Source organism: Pseudoalteromonas sp. Z9A5, assembly GCF_011378875.1.
Lineage (GTDB): Bacteria > Pseudomonadota > Gammaproteobacteria > Enterobacterales > Alteromonadaceae > Pseudoalteromonas.
On record NZ_WTLC01000001.1, the window covers coordinates 120,603 to 135,366 of the forward strand.

Here is a 14,764-nt window from a genome sequence, read left to right on the forward strand (position 1 = left end):
CATTTTAAGTTGGTTTGGGTATACTTGCGTGGTTCAAGTCTAAAATATCTAAAACATAGCGTTTTAGGATGTAATTTATAGTGGAAGTCGAATGGATCAATATATTGAATTTATCACCAATCACCCAATTTTAAGCCTTGCTTGGGTTGGTATTGTATTTCTTATCGTTAGTGGCTGGATAAAAAGTAAGCTTTCAGCCGTTCGCCAAATAAACCCTCAGCAACTTACGTTACTTATTAACCGCGATGATGGTCAGGTAATAGATATACGTGCACAAAAAGAGTTTAAAGTTGGGCATATTTCGGGTGCAGAACACTTAGTTCCAGAAAAAGCTAAACAATCTGACTTTTCAAGCCTTGAAAAGTACAAGACTAAACCCATTATAATAGTATGTACTACAGGTATGACTGCCCAAGGTACTGCAGCCGCTATGAGTAAAGCCGGTTTTGAACGTGTTTACTTATTAGCCGGTGGCATGGGTGCATGGCAATCTGCCAGCTTACCAACTACAACAGGTCGCTAATCATTTTTAGCTAGACCGATAGAGGATTTATTATGAGTAATGTTGTTTTATACACCAAAGCGTATTGTCCATTTTGTCAGCGCGCACTTTCGCTTTTAAATAGCAAAGGCGTAGAATATACAAATATAGATATTGGTGTTCAGCCTGAGCTACGCGATGAAATGATTGCTAAAGCAGGCGGCGCAAGCACAGTACCGCAAATTTTTATTAATGATGAACATATCGGTGGCTGCGACGACATGATGGCTATTGAAGCGCAAGGTAAACTTGACGCTAAGCTAAGCGCTTAATTTAATTATAATAACGAACAAGTTAGGAATAACAATGAACGAAGAAAACCAAAACGTAGCAGCCCAAGAAAGCGGCGCACAATTTACTATTCAACGTATTTACACTAAAGATGTGTCGTTTGAAACGCCAAATTCACCGGCTATTTTTCAAAAAGAATGGACACCAGAAGTTAAGTTAGACTTAGACACTCGCTCTAACAAGTTAGACGAAGGTGTATTTGAAGTTGTTTTAGCACTAACTGTTACTGCTTCTCTTGGTGAAGAAACTGCGTTTTTATGTGAAATTCAACAAGCGGGTATTTTTACTATTGCTGATGTTGAAGAAGCACAACTAGCGCATATGCTAGGTGCATTTTGTCCTAACGTGTTATTCCCATATGCACGTGAAGCAGTATCAAACCTAGTTAACCGTGGTACTTTCCCACAGCTTAACCTTGCGCCAGTAAATTTTGACGCATTGTTTGCACAGTACATGCAACAACGTACTGCGCCAGCTGACCAGGTTACAGCAGACGCGTAATTTATGAGTACAGCAACGACAGCTGTTACTGTATTAGGGGCGGGGTCTTATGGCACCGCCCTTGCTATTTGTTTAGCCCGAAATGGTCATAATGTGACTCTTTGGGGTAGAAATAGCGACGACGTTGCCACGCTTGCAGCTGAGCGGAAAAATCAACGTTACTTACCTGATGCTCCATTCCCAGATACTCTATCTTTAGAAGCCGATTTACAACGTGCTGTTGCCAGTAGTCCTATTGTTCTTGTTGTTGTGCCAAGCCATGCCTTTGGCGATACGCTTAAGCAAATAAAACCAGCGTTACAAAAGGGTGCAAAGTTAGCATGGGCAACTAAAGGGCTTGAACCAAATACCGGTCGTTTACTGCAAGAAGTTGCTTTGCAAGAACTTGGCGGTGACATTCCATTAGCGGTACTTTCGGGTCCAACTTTTGCAAAAGAAATGGCGATGGGTTCACCTACGGCTATTTCGGTATCTTCTACTTCTACTGAGTTTGCTCAGCAGTTAGCTGATTTACTTCATTGTGGGCGTTCATTTCGTGTGTATAACAATGATGATTTTATTGGCATACAACTTGGTGGTGCCGTTAAAAATGTAATTGCAATTGGCGCAGGTATTTCGGATGGTGTAGGTTTTGGCGCAAATGCACGTACAGCACTTATTACACGTGGGCTTGCTGAGCTTACACGATTAGGTTGTGCACTGGGCGCAAAACCAGAAACCTTTATGGGAATGGCAGGGCTGGGGGACTTAATACTCACTTGCACTGATAATCAGTCTCGTAATCGTCGATTTGGTTTGGCGCTAGGTAAAGGTGAAAGCGTAGATGCTGCCATTGAGTCAATTGGTCAAGTAGTTGAAGGCTTTAGGAACACCAAAGAAGTATATTTATTAGCGCAACGTACCGGTGTAGAAATGCCGATCACTGAGCAAATTTATAAAGTACTTTATGAAAATAAAGATATGAAAGAAGCAGCAATGGCGCTATTGGGCCGAGAGCAACGTTCTGAATAAATTTATAAGCATTTATAAAACTAAAAAACCGACAATTATGTCGGTTTTTTGTTGTTTAGCTCAAAGCTATTTACTGCGCGTTAGGAAAACCTAGCTGACGCCACGATTCGTAAACAAATACAGCTACCGCGTTAGATAGATTCATACTACGGCTATTTGCTTGCATAGGAATACGGACACGTTGCTCATTTGGCAAAGCTTGAATCATCTCGTCAGGAAGACCGCGTGTTTCTGGTCCAAATACTAAACAATCACCAGCTTCGTAACTTGCTTCATGATGAAATCGGCTGCCTTTAGTGGTGCATGCATATATTTTTTTTGGTTTGCACTTTTCAAGATAATGTTCAAATGAAGCATGGCGTTGCACATGGCTAAACTCATGGTAATCAAGACCTGCACGTTTTACGCGTTTATCGTCCCACTCAAAACCTAATGGCTCAATTAAATGTAATGCGTAGCCAGTATTTGCACATAGGCGAATAATATTACCCGTGTTAGGAGGTATTTCAGGTTGGTATAAAACAATATCCAGCATAATAAGCCTTTTAAATAATCTGTAGTTTAACGGCTTTCAGTATACACGAAACCCTTCAAAAAAATGATATACTCAAGCCATTGAATACTCTTATTAGCGGATAAAAACGTGCATAACCGCAGTTACGAATTTTGGGTTAAAACTTCCAGTATTGTTACCATGGTAATGGTAAGTTTAATGATTGCAGCAAAAGCATGGGCATGGCTTGCATCGGGGTCGGCTTCAATGCTTGGCTCGTTAACCGATTCATTAATGGATATTACAGCCACGGCAATGAGCTTATTGGTATTAGGTTATGCACTGCGTCCTGCTGATGACGATCACCGATTTGGTCATGGTAAAGCAGAGGCATTAGCTGGATTAGGGCAAGCAGCGTTTATTGCAGGCTCGGCTTGTTTACTGGCATTTCATGGTATTGAACGTTTATTTAACCCTGTTGTACTTAGCCACTCTTTATTGGGTGTTTGGGTGAGTGTTTTTGCAATTGCTTGTACGCTTGTTATTGTTTATGTACAAAATAAAGTAGTTAAATACACCGATTCAATAGCAATAAAAGCAGATTCGGTACATTACAAAGGCGATTTAATTTTAAATACAGCAGTACTACTTGCCATTTTGCTAGCTTATTATGGCGTGTTGTATGCCGATCCCATTTTTGCTATTGGCGTTGCAGGTTACTTAATTTATAACAGTTGGGATATAGCCCGCGATAGCGCCGATCACTTAATGGATAAAGAACTCCCTGATGATGAAAAGCAAAGCATTTTAGACATAGCTAAAGCGCATAGCGATGTACATGGTGTGCATGACATTCGCACACGCCAAGGCGGGAAAGTAAAATTTATTCAAATGCACTTAGAGCTAGATGACAACTTAACGCTTATTCGTGCGCACAATATTGCTGACGAAGTTGAAGCATTAATCGCAAAAGAGTTTGAATCTGAGGTTGATATATTAATTCACCTAGACCCATTATCGGTGCTTAACCTGACCTCTGATTAAGCGGTTTGTGAATACATTGAACCATAATGCGATTTAAACTTACTTTTTTCTAGCAAGTAAATTCAAGGGAATTAGTGTTAAAAATAGCTGCTTGAGATAAATTTATATCAAAAGAGCAAGTTGCCTGTTAAGCCGTAACTGACTCACAAAATGTATACAAGCTAGTTAGTAACGGTTGGCGTATTTCGTCACGTTCAAAAAATAGTTCGTGTTTAGCGCCAGCAAAGCTCTCGATTACTGTATTTTTGTGCCTTTTTGCTAGTGTATATTGTGCGTTGTTATCGACTACTTCGTCATTTTGTGCGCTGGCAATATAAAGTGGAATATTAACGGCTAATCTATCTATTGAAGATATAAACGAAAAAGCGGTATGTAACCAACCATAGGTAACCCCACCTAGCTGCAACATTGAATCTTTTTGGTAAGTTTGCCTAAATAAATCGTAACGTATTTGACTACTTGTTAAAACATTTAACGCAAAATCAATTGGGCTATAATCTGTTTGCCCAAGTGCATAACTGTACTGAAAACCTAGTAAATTTGCGCTACTTGCAACTAATTTAGCTAACGGCTTAGGTGTGCCTTTTGTGAAAATGTCGAGCATTGGAGCCGATAAAAAAGCGCCACTATAGCTATGCTCAAAATGTGCTAAGTAATCAAATGCAATAGCGCCCCCCATTGAGTGGCTAACTAATACCTTTTTGCCTTGCCAATAAGTGTCCACAATTTTTGCATTAAATAAATCAAAATCGAGGCTGTAATTTTTAAAGCATTTTACATAACCTTTATGCTTATTTTTTAAATGACGATAAGAGCGACCTTGCCCTTGATGATCGACTATAAATACAGCAAAGTTATTATTATAAAGCTCCCACAATAGCTCTTTGTATTTATCGAGCCCTTCAATGCGTCCGGAACTAATTACAATAGCCGTATGCGCATTATTTGGCTTAGCATAAGCGTAAAAAAGTTGCCCGCAAGGCGTACTTAAATAAGACTTAATCAGCGTATTATCATAAAAGCTGTTAATGGCCGATTGATTACTTTTAAGTTCGCTCTCACTACTATAAAACATGGTTTACTCTTTTATTATTGGCAACGTAATATTAGCACAAAGGCCACCTTGCTTTTTATTTGATAGCACTAAATTTCCGCCATGTGCGGTAATCGCATTTTTAGCGATAGCTAAACCTAAGCCTGTGCCACCACTAACACGATCTCTCGCATCAGATTGTCTAAAAAACGGCTCACATAGCTTGTTAAGCTGATCATTAGGTACACCCGGACCATCATCACAAATTTCTATATATATAGCGTCACTGTGCTTTAGGCTAATGCTGATGGTGTTTTTGGCGTATTTTATTGCATTGCGTAATAAATTTTCAAGTGCGCTGGCTATAAGGGTTTCATCGCAGTCAATATTTACCTCTGCACTACCACTTATTTGCAGTTGCTTATTATTTTGTTTGGCTTCAAATTGTGCATCGTTAAGCACATGCTCAACAATAATTTGCAGAGATTGCGTATGTAATGAAAGCGCCTGACTTTTTGCTTCTAAGCGTGAAACTTGTAATACATCGGCAATCATTTTATCAAGCTGATTAGCTTCTTTTTCAATGCGTAGTAAATACGATTGGCTTGCTTCGTTTGCTTGCATTTGTGCAAGCCCCGTTGCCATTTTTAAACGCGTAAGGGGGGAGCGTAATTCGTGAGATATATCGGCAAGTAAACGTTTTTGAGAGCTAATTAACAGCTCCAATTGATTAGCCATGCTGTTAAAGTCGCGACCTAATACACCTAACTCATCTTTTCGATTTATAGAAATAGCAGCCCTTGCGCTTAAATCTCCGCTAGAGAGTTTAACAGCGGCTTTTTTTAAGCTATTTATAGGTGCAATTAAATTGCGACTAAATAAAAAACTTAAAATAAGGGAGGCAAAAATAGCGATAGATACTTTCATCCAGCCAGGCATTAACTTTAAACGAATAAAAAGAGGTTGTTGGTGGTTCATATCTATTTCGTATAGATAAAAATCGCCCGCTGGTACTGTTATTTTTATTGGACCAAAAGCCTGGTATTTTTCTGTAAAAATAATTTGTGGCGACATATTTTTTGTAAAATTAAGTAAGCTTAAATCGACATCAATTGGGACTTCTTTATTGGTTAAAGAGTCCTCTGATTGTTCAGCACTTAAATACAGCAATTTGCGTTTTGAAAGGCGAGGGTGAGATAGCATATCGTTAAGTGTACGCTTATGTTTTATTACTGAGCGCTCTATATTTTTAGCGGTATAAATTAAGTTTTTTTCCATTGGTCCATGTAATGGCTCGTTGGTTACTGCATTAATCGCTGTAATATTACTTAAAAATACCAACGCTGCAACAGTGCCTATTATAGTCAACCAAAACCATATAAATATTTTAAAAAATAAATAGTGGTTAGGATGCTTAAGCCAAGAAAACAAAGTGGGCTTATTCGCCTTGGATGAATACATAGCCAGTGCCTCGCATTGTTTTAATTCGTTCTGTTGATATGTGCTCAGCTATTTTTTTACGGATATTACTTACATGCATATCAATAGATCGGTCAAATGATGCTAAACGGCGACCAAGCACTTCTTCACTAATTAACTCTTTACTGACCACCTCGCCCGCACTTTTACAAAGTAAGGCAAGTATTTCATATTCAGTGCCGGTTAGTGTGAGCACATTATTATCAATAGCGGCTTCTCGCGAGGCTAAATTAACCGTTATACCGTTAACCAGTAGTTTGCTACTTGTGGTGACATTGAGGCTATTAATATGTTCTATGCGTCGTGTAATTGCTTTAACGCGTGCAAGTAATTCTCGGTGATTAAATGGTTTAGGTATGTAATCGTCAGCGCCTAGCTCTAAACCAAAAATACGGTCAAAGTCTTCACCCTTTGCAGTAAGCATAATTACTGGGGTTAACTTTGTTTGCCTAAGTTGTTTAAGTACTTCAAAGCCATCAAGGGTAGGTAGCATTACATCAAGTAATATAAGTGCATAGTCATTAGTTTGCGCTAACTTTAAGCCTTGCTCACCGTCGTGTACACTTTGTATTTCAAAGCCTTGAGCGGTTAAGTATTCGCTTAATAGTTCACAAAGACCCGTATCGTCATCAATCATTAATAGTTTCATTTACAAACCCTTAGAGTTGTTTATAGCGTTATTTTACGCCCTAAATAGTGCAAAAGTGAATCTTTACACAACCTTTACACTGCTTTGCGTTACTTTGCATTGAAGAAGGTATAGTTAACTCAGCTGATTGAGGACTTACAACCAACCTCGTTTTATTAATAGCCCAATCAATAATGCAATTAATAGTACAACCAATAGTAAGGTAACGATTATGACTAAATTAAATACACTTTCAAAATTAGTACTTGTTTTTGGCCTAGCAACAGCAACACTTGGTGCTAGTAGCGTAATGGCTAAAGGCGACGGGCATAGACAAGGTAATTCACCAGCACGCTTTTTACTTTCTGAGCGCGGTGCTGACAAACTTGAGCTAACAGATGAGCAGCAAACTAAATTAAAGGCTATTTTTGAAGCGCAAAAAACGCAAATGCAAGCGTTAAGAGGCACCGATAAAGAAGCGCGTAAAGCACAGCGCACAGCTAATAAAGCTAAAATGGATGCATTATTATCGGCTGCTACGTTTGACGAAAATGCAGCAAAAGAATTATTAACACAACGCCACGAAAAAGGTGAAGAAATGGGTTTAATTAAATTAAAAACTCAGCACCAAGTATGGCAAGTGCTAAACGCAGAGCAACGCGAAAAGTTTGAAAAAATGCAAAAACGTATGGGTAAAAAACACAGTAAACAAAAAAGTTAATAGTACTTTTTTGTAAATACTAAAAAGCCAGCTAAATGCTGGCTTCTTTATGTGCGCTTATTAGTTTTAACCGCTTACTTAAAAAAACTGTCTTCATTTTTAGCCATCATGGCTTCAATATCTTCAATCATATCTTGGCTGAATTCATCAGCAGATGTAATTGGTGCAGAAATTCTGTTGTTTTCAAACGACCATTCACCTAAATCAATAAGCTGACAACGCTTAGAACAAAAAGGGCGGTATGGGCTTTGTTCTGACCACTCAACTTTATTTTTACATGTTGGGCAGTTAACAATAGTAGGCATAATTTACTCTCTACAATTTTTTGGTGCATCTTACATTATCTAAGTCCAAGCTACTAACTCAAATCATGAGATATAAATTACTCACTCAACTAATAATTATATTAGCTGGGTGAGTAAGCTATTTTTAAAAATTAGTAACTCGATTAATTTCAGCAAGTGAGGTTACACCTTCAGCTGCTTTACGAATACCTGATAAACGTAAGTTATTAAATCCAGCTTTAAGTGAAACGTCTGCTATTTCTAATGAGTTGCCGCCACGCATAATAATTTGTGCTATTTCTGGCGTAATTTGCATAACCTCGTAAATACCTACCCGACCCTTATAACCATCGGTACAGCTATCACAGCCTTTTGGCGTATATAGTGTCATTTCACTAATTTGCTGCTCGCTAAAGCCTTGGCGAGTAAGTTCTTCATCTGGCAGTATTTCTGGTGTTTTACATTTTGAACATAAACGGCGCGCAAGGCGCTGAGCAATAATCAAACTAATTGAACTTGCTACGTTATATGCAGGTACGCCCATGTTTAATAAGCGGGTAATTGTTTCGGGCGCCGAGTTTGTATGCAGTGTTGATAAAACTAAGTGACCAGTTTGCGCTGCTTTTATTGATATTTCAGCGGTTTCAAGGTCACGTATTTCACCTACCATTACCACATCGGGATCTTGACGTAAAAATGCACGCAGTGCATTTGCAAAGGTCATATCGGCTTTAATATTAATTTGTACTTGGTTTACACCTTCAAGGTTAATTTCAACCGGATCCTCAGCTGTACTAATATTTCGTTCTGGCTGATTTAATATATTCAAACCGGTATAAAGCGATACTGTTTTACCAGACCCTGTAGGACCCGTTACTAATATCATCCCTTGTGGTTGGCTAAGCGCATCCATGTATAATTTTTTTTGTTCTGGCTCGTAACCTAGTACATCAATACCTAGCATAGCGCTTGATGAATCTAGAATACGCATTACAATTTTTTCGCCCCAAAGTGTAGGCATGGTGCTTACACGAAAGTCGATACTTTTACGTTCGGTTATTTTTAGTTTTATACGACCATCTTGCGGTTTACGTTTTTCGGCAATATCAAGTCGCGACATTACTTTTATACGCGCCGATAGTTTAGTTGCCAGTGTGTTAGGTGGGCTTGCTACTTCGTGTAAAATACCGTCTATACGAAAGCGAATGCGGTATTTGTGCTCGTATGGTTCAAAATGTAAATCAGACGCGCCTTTCTTAATGGCATCCATTAAAATTTTATTGATGTAAACGATGATAGGAGCATCATCTTTTTCATCTTCTGTAGCCATCGTATCTTTTTGGCTTTCTGAATCAAGATCAGCAAACTCTTGAAATTCATCATCGCTTAAATTTAAGCTACCAGTAGCATCAAGCAATTGCTCAATTTTATTATCAAGCTGAATATAATCAACAACAACAACTTCGCACGAAAAACCAGTGCTAAATTCAAAGTTTTCAAATGCGCCGTAATCTGTAGGATCTGACGCAGCAATATAAACTTTTCTGCCTTTTTGCAACAAAGGTAAAATATGATGCTTACGAATCAGTTTTTCTTTTATAAGATCGGGTGGAATTCTTGCAGGATCGAAATCTCTCAAATCAAAGTAAGGCACGCGAAACAAATCAATACATTGCTCAGCTAAATCTTTGCTGTCGATTTTTCCACATTTAGAAATAAGCTCAGCTGTTGAGGCAAATTCTTGTTGTTTTGCTTTAATCGTATCGGCGTCAATACGACCAAGCGTAATAAATTTTCTCAGTAACGGTGAGTTAGTATTCATTGCGCACCTGTTTTAATCCTTCGGTGTGAGTAATTTATCAGAAAAAAGAAGGCGATTATATTATTCTTCATAATCTAGGCTAAATTTACTATTTAATATAGAGGTTTATAAAAGTTATGACCACTTTTGAGTGCTTAAATTGTGCTTAAGTTGTTTTTATAGTTATGTTTTTTAATGCTAACTGTAGGTAATTTTTATGTAGGCGTAAAAGGTCTGTTTTTACTAATGCTAAATCGCGGTCATTATTCAAAATAGCATCTGCTTTTTGCTGTTTGTGTTCTCGTGGCATTTGCGCTGCAATAATACTTTTTACTTGCTCAACGCTTACATTATCGCGTTGAGTAGTACGCTCTATTTGCACGCTGTTAGGTACATCGATTAATAGCGTTTGGTTACAGTATTTATCAAGGCTATTTTCAAATAGCAGCGGTGCAACTAAAACAACATAAGCGCTTGTTGCTGTGTTTAAATCTGTAAGTATTTTATTACGAATAAGCGGGTGCAATAATTTATTTAGCCATTCTTTGTCATCAGTGTTAGCAAAAATACGCTCTCTTAAAACAGCTCTGTTTAAAGTACCATTGGGCAGTAGTATTTCATTACCAAAATAGCTAACTATTTCATTTAAGCCTATAGTATTGGGCGCTACTACTTGGCGAGCAATAATATCGGCATCAATAATGGTTATGCCGAGTTCTTCAAATATATTACTCACGGCTGTTTTACCGCAGCCAATACCACCTGTTAAACCTAATACCCAATTATTTATTTTAGCGGTTTGCTCGGCCACTCTAGTCGTGCCCAACTTAATAACCCATTAAATTAAAGTAAGTACTTTGTAGTTGGCTGCCCCACAGCATGGCAATCCAACCAGCAATGGCAAGGTAAGGACCAAAAGGTATTGGTGTTGCTTTGTCTTTCCCCTGAATGCTCAGTAAGGCAATACCAATAATGGCACCCACCACACTTGAAAGTAATATAATAGTAAGCAGCGCTTGCCAGCCAAGTAAGGCACCAAATACAGCTAATAGCTTAAAGTCGCCATAACCCATACCTTCCTTACCGGTAAGTAGTTTAAATAACCAAAACACGCTCCATAAGCTCAAATAACCGCACGCTGCGCCAATAATTGCATCGGTCGGTGCAATGGTGTAACCCAACACTGAGGCTATAAGTGCAAGCCATACAAGTGGCAGTGTAAGCTGATCTGGCAGTAGCATGTGGTCAATATCAATAAATGTAAGTGCTACTAATACCCAAGTTACAAGTATATATAATAGGGCTTGTTCGGTCGCACCAAAGCTATAGGCTACAACTAAACTTAATATTGCCGTAATAGCCTCAACAGCGGGATAGCGTACAGATATAGGGTTGCTACAACTTGCACATTTACCCTTTAAAAATAACCAGCTGATTATAGGAATGTTCTGCCAAGGTTTAATTGCAGTTTTGCATTTTGGACAAGTTGAATTTGGCTTTACTAAATTAAAAGGTTGATTACTTCCGGTACTGTTTTCAGTGTTGTTTTCAACGGTACTGTTAGTCTTTTTATTAACATTGGCTACATTAGCTTTTAGCTCATCTTCTAATAATATACGACATTCACTTTGCCATTCTCGTTGCATCATGAGTGGTAACCGATAAATTACCACGTTTAAAAAACTGCCTACACATAAACTTACTAAGCCAACCGTGGTTAAATAAAACCACAATTGGCTTTGCATTAAATCGATAATACTTTGCATATAAAAACCAAATAATTAAATAGATGACGTAATAATAAAAAATTAAACAACAGAACCTAATTCGAAAATAGGCAAGTACATAGCAATAATTAAACCACCGACTAACACACCAAGTACGGCCATAATTAATGGTTCTAGTAAGCTAGACAAGGCATCTACTGCGTCATCCACTTCTTGCTCGTAAATAGTGGCTACTTTTTCAAGCATACCATCTAAAGAACCTGACTCTTCACCAATTGCTACCATTTGAATCACCATATCGGGGAATATTCTAGAGTTACGCATTGCCCAGTTCATTTGGTTACCCGAGCTAACCTCTGCTTTTATATCTAAAATAGCATATCGATACACCGCGTTGCCTGATGCTCCTGCAGCAGAATCTAGTGCATCAACCAGTGGTACACCGGCAGCAAAGGTGGTCGAAAGCGTTCTTGCATAGCGTGCAACTGCGGCTTTGTTTAAAATCATACCGATTACAGGCAGTTTAAGGACTGCTCTGTCCGTTGCATCTCGCAGCTTTAAGCTCCTGAGCTTAGCCTCTTTAAAAGCATAACCAAATGCAATAACAGCAATAAGCGCTACCCACCAATATTTTTGCATGAACTCTGATATACCAATCACAAATAAGGTAAATGCAGGGAGTTGTGCACCAAAACCATTAAAAATGTCTTGAAATTGCGGGACTACAAATATAAGTAAAATAGAAGTAACAATAACGGCAACTACTAATACCGCAATAGGGTAAAACATTGCTTTTTTAATTTTTGATTTTAGTGCTTCAGATTTTTCTTTATATATTGCAACACGATCAAAAATTCTATCAAGCGCTCCAGATTGCTCGCCCGAGGCAACTAAATCGCAATATAAGTCATCAAAATAACGAGGGTGTTTTCTAAGTGATGCCGAAAGTGGCTGACCTGCTTTTACTTCATCACCAATCTTTTTCATTAGCTTTGAAACACTTTTATTGGTCGAGCCAGAGCCAATCATTTCTATTGATTGGATTAATGGTACACCAGCCATAAGCATGGTAGCTATTTGACGAGTAACAAGTGCGATATCTTTTGGTGTGATTTTCTGCTTATTCTCAATACCAAATAAAGGTTTTGGTTTACGTTTTACCTGAGAAGGAGTGATACCTTGCTTTCGAAGCTGGGCTTTTACTAATGCAATACTTGAGCCTGTAAGCTCTCCATCAAGGCGTTTACCTCTAGCACTAACTCCAACCCATATAAATGTGTCTAGTTCTTTATTGCCATTTTTTTTTACCATGAAGTAAACTCATATGTCAGTTTTAAAATAAAAAGCTGGGTAACAAAGTTACCCAGCTTTTTATTTATACCAATAAACAACTATACATTATCTGCAGTTTGCAGGTAGATATTTATCATCAACAGTACCTGTATTACAACTCCAGCTTATACTGCCTACATTAGTTGTAACATCTGGAACAAGAACTAAAGTTTTTCCATCATCAACTTTTGAATTGAATATAACTGTTATAACGCCATCAGTTCCGACTTCAACTGAGGTTACAGCATTACCTTTTATTGTTGCTTTGTCAGGTAGTCCTGCTAAAGCGTTTGTTGAAGGTAAAACAGCTTGAGAGGTGTAGTACTCGGTAATAGCAGTTTTTGCAGACGCGGCTAAGTTAATACCTTCGCTTACATGGGCGCGTTTAGTGTAATCTTGATACGCAGGTAATGCTACAGCAGCAAGAATACCGATGATTGCTACTACAATCATTAATTCAATTAGGGTGAAACCCTGTTGTTTTTGAGTCATTGTTTTCATGTTTCCTCTCCTAAAGGATAGATGTTGTAAAATAATAGTATAAGCGGCGAGAATGCCTAACTTACTTTAATCTATTAATTTTACAGTTTTACTTAAAATTAATTTTTATTGCACTTTTAGCTTTAGGGTATGAAACACAAAAGCTAGATGTGAATTCACTATTATATGTTGCACTTATTTATATTGCTTTCACTTTTCCAACTGTTAAGCAGTAAACAAGTCGGTAAAGTATAGCTATAAAAAGATAAGTTACTTCCGTTTCATCTGTATTTTTAACATATTTACTAAAAAATATTTTAAAACACATTTAAAATAAAAGGGTTAACTAGTTATTTAAGCTTAACTTTATAAATAAAATAGACCAACAGGATGAGTCTACCATTATTGCTTACTATTTAGCACGTGTTTTTTAATTAAACACACACATTAATTAACAAAATGTTACAATTCATCCTTTCGTGCTATTAAATGCCTTTTTATGCTCGTTGTCAACGTATTAGAATTGTCAGAAATTTGTAATCGTATTTTTTTTATTCGAATCTCATGGATAAATCTATCGATTGTAAGTTTTTTGTTAACGCTCCACTTGATATAAAGTCAACACCCGCTTGCGAATAAGTTTTGAGTATATCGAGTGTCATGTTGCCCGAAACCTCAATTTTTGCGCGTTTGTTGGTTAAAATAACCGCTTGTTTAATCTGTTCAACACTAAAGTTATCGAGCATGATTATGTCGGCACCTGCATCAATGGCTTGTTTAAGCTCATTAAGCGATTCAACTTCTACTTCAACCGGTTTATTTGGGTGATTAGCTTTAGCTTGAGCAACTGCGTTAGTAATGCCGCCACACGCTGCTATGTGGTTTTCTTTAATTAAAAATGCGTCAAATAAGCCTATACGGTGGTTTGCACCGCCGCCACATTTTACTGCGTATTTTTGTAAAGCGCGCAAACCCGGTATGGTTTTACGGGTATCGAGCAACTGGGTTGAAGTACCACTTAATTCTTTTACATAATGCGCCGTAGTGGTTGCAGTGCCAGAGAGTGTTTGTACAAAATTAAGTGCAGTTCGCTCGGCTGTTAATATAGATCGTGCAGATCCTGTTGCTGTAAATAAAGTGCTATTGGCTAGGGCTGTATCGCCATCGTTTATTAATACATTTACTTTTACGGTTGGGTCTACTTGTTTAAATACTTCGAGGATTATGTCTTTTCCACAAAATACGCAGTCTTCGCGGGTAATTACTTTTGCGTTTGCTTGCTCGCTCTGAGGGATAAGCTGCGCGGTAATATCGCCGTTTTGAGCTGTTTGATAATTTAGATCTTCGTCGAGTGCAAGAGTGACAAGTTGGCTAACTAAAGAGTGCGGGATAGGCATA

The 14,764-nt window shown here is 38.0% G+C and carries 17 protein-coding genes; 6 read left to right on the forward strand and 11 right to left on the reverse strand.

Features of this window, described 5'->3' with window-relative positions; translation table 11 throughout:
• The first annotated feature begins 91 nt into the window (after positions 1-91).
• The 4 genes from GQR56_RS00555 to gpsA are packed head-to-tail and all read left to right on the forward strand — an operon-like array spanning position 92 to position 2,344.
• On the forward strand, positions 92-523 hold the full coding sequence (locus GQR56_RS00555; protein ID WP_024612455.1) for a rhodanese-like domain-containing protein: 432 nt from the start codon (positions 92-94) through the stop codon (positions 521-523).
• 32 nt (positions 524-555) lie between these two features.
• Positions 556-813, forward strand: coding sequence for a glutaredoxin 3 (grxC, locus tag GQR56_RS00560; protein WP_077536886.1), 258 nt, complete (start codon positions 556-558; stop codon positions 811-813).
• A 34-nt stretch (positions 814-847) separates the two neighbouring features.
• On the forward strand, positions 848-1,333 hold the full coding sequence (gene secB, locus GQR56_RS00565) for a protein-export chaperone SecB (protein ID WP_024612457.1): 486 nt from the start codon (positions 848-850) through the stop codon (positions 1,331-1,333).
• Between the two features lie 3 nt (positions 1,334-1,336).
• Positions 1,337-2,344, forward strand: coding sequence for an NAD(P)H-dependent glycerol-3-phosphate dehydrogenase (gpsA, locus tag GQR56_RS00570; protein WP_166108814.1), 1,008 nt, complete (start codon positions 1,337-1,339; stop codon positions 2,342-2,344).
• Positions 2,345-2,414: 70 nt separating this feature from the next.
• Here gpsA and trmL read toward each other — a convergent pair whose 3' ends face one another.
• The gene (gene trmL, locus GQR56_RS00575) at positions 2,415-2,879 is read right to left on the reverse strand and encodes a tRNA (uridine(34)/cytosine(34)/5-carboxymethylaminomethyluridine(34)-2'-O)-methyltransferase TrmL (protein ID WP_166108815.1); all 465 of its coding nucleotides are present in this window, start codon (positions 2,877-2,879) and stop codon (positions 2,415-2,417) included.
• Positions 2,880-3,038: 159 nt separating this feature from the next.
• Here trmL and GQR56_RS00580 point away from each other — a divergent pair, with 159 nt between their 5' ends.
• Entirely contained in the window at positions 3,039-3,881 is an 843-nt protein-coding gene (locus GQR56_RS00580) for a cation diffusion facilitator family transporter (protein WP_166108920.1), read from the forward strand.
• A 127-nt stretch (positions 3,882-4,008) separates the two neighbouring features.
• Here GQR56_RS00580 and GQR56_RS00585 read toward each other — a convergent pair whose 3' ends face one another.
• From GQR56_RS00585 to GQR56_RS00595, 3 genes are read right to left on the reverse strand one after another with little or no spacing between them, the layout of a single operon-like run.
• Positions 4,009-4,956, reverse strand: a complete 948-nt coding sequence (locus GQR56_RS00585) for an alpha/beta fold hydrolase (protein WP_166108816.1) — start codon at positions 4,954-4,956, stop codon at positions 4,009-4,011.
• Positions 4,957-4,959: 3 nt separating this feature from the next.
• Positions 4,960-6,375, reverse strand: coding sequence for an ATP-binding protein (locus tag GQR56_RS00590; protein WP_166108817.1), 1,416 nt, complete (start codon positions 6,373-6,375; stop codon positions 4,960-4,962).
• Entirely contained in the window at positions 6,353-7,042 is a 690-nt protein-coding gene (locus tag GQR56_RS00595; RefSeq protein ID WP_024612463.1) for a response regulator, read from the reverse strand. Before GQR56_RS00595 ends, GQR56_RS00590 begins: the two co-directional genes overlap by 23 nt.
• Before the next feature lie 211 nt (positions 7,043-7,253).
• On the opposite strand from GQR56_RS00595, the gene GQR56_RS00600 reads away from it, so the two are divergent.
• Positions 7,254-7,742 (forward strand): Spy/CpxP family protein refolding chaperone, encoded by a 489-nt coding sequence (locus GQR56_RS00600; protein WP_024612464.1) that lies wholly within the window; start codon positions 7,254-7,256, stop codon positions 7,740-7,742.
• Positions 7,743-7,816: 74 nt separating this feature from the next.
• On the opposite strand, the gene yacG is transcribed toward GQR56_RS00600, so the two are convergent.
• The 7 genes from yacG to nadC form a co-directional block, all read right to left on the reverse strand.
• Positions 7,817-8,047, reverse strand: a complete 231-nt coding sequence (yacG, locus tag GQR56_RS00605) for a DNA gyrase inhibitor YacG (protein ID WP_166108818.1) — start codon at positions 8,045-8,047, stop codon at positions 7,817-7,819.
• A gap of 124 nt (positions 8,048-8,171) precedes the next feature.
• Positions 8,172-9,848: a type IV-A pilus assembly ATPase PilB gene (gene pilB, locus GQR56_RS00610; RefSeq protein ID WP_166108819.1), complete on the reverse strand. Its 1,677-nt coding sequence runs from the start codon at positions 9,846-9,848 to the stop codon at positions 8,172-8,174.
• A gap of 145 nt (positions 9,849-9,993) precedes the next feature.
• Positions 9,994-10,638 (reverse strand): dephospho-CoA kinase, encoded by a 645-nt coding sequence (gene coaE, locus GQR56_RS00615; protein WP_166108820.1) that lies wholly within the window; start codon positions 10,636-10,638, stop codon positions 9,994-9,996.
• A gap of 16 nt (positions 10,639-10,654) precedes the next feature.
• Positions 10,655-11,593 (reverse strand): A24 family peptidase, encoded by a 939-nt coding sequence (locus GQR56_RS00620; RefSeq protein ID WP_166108821.1) that lies wholly within the window; start codon positions 11,591-11,593, stop codon positions 10,655-10,657.
• Positions 11,594-11,635: 42 nt separating this feature from the next.
• A complete protein-coding gene (locus GQR56_RS00625; RefSeq protein WP_166108822.1) occupies positions 11,636-12,865 on the reverse strand; it encodes a type II secretion system F family protein in 1,230 nt (409 codons plus the stop codon).
• Between the two features lie 87 nt (positions 12,866-12,952).
• Positions 12,953-13,387, reverse strand: a complete 435-nt coding sequence (locus tag GQR56_RS00630; RefSeq protein WP_206018047.1) for a pilin — start codon at positions 13,385-13,387, stop codon at positions 12,953-12,955.
• Between the two features lie 530 nt (positions 13,388-13,917).
• Positions 13,918-14,763 (reverse strand): carboxylating nicotinate-nucleotide diphosphorylase, encoded by an 846-nt coding sequence (nadC, locus tag GQR56_RS00635; protein ID WP_166108823.1) that lies wholly within the window; start codon positions 14,761-14,763, stop codon positions 13,918-13,920.
• Between the last annotated feature and the right edge of the window lies 1 nt (position 14,764).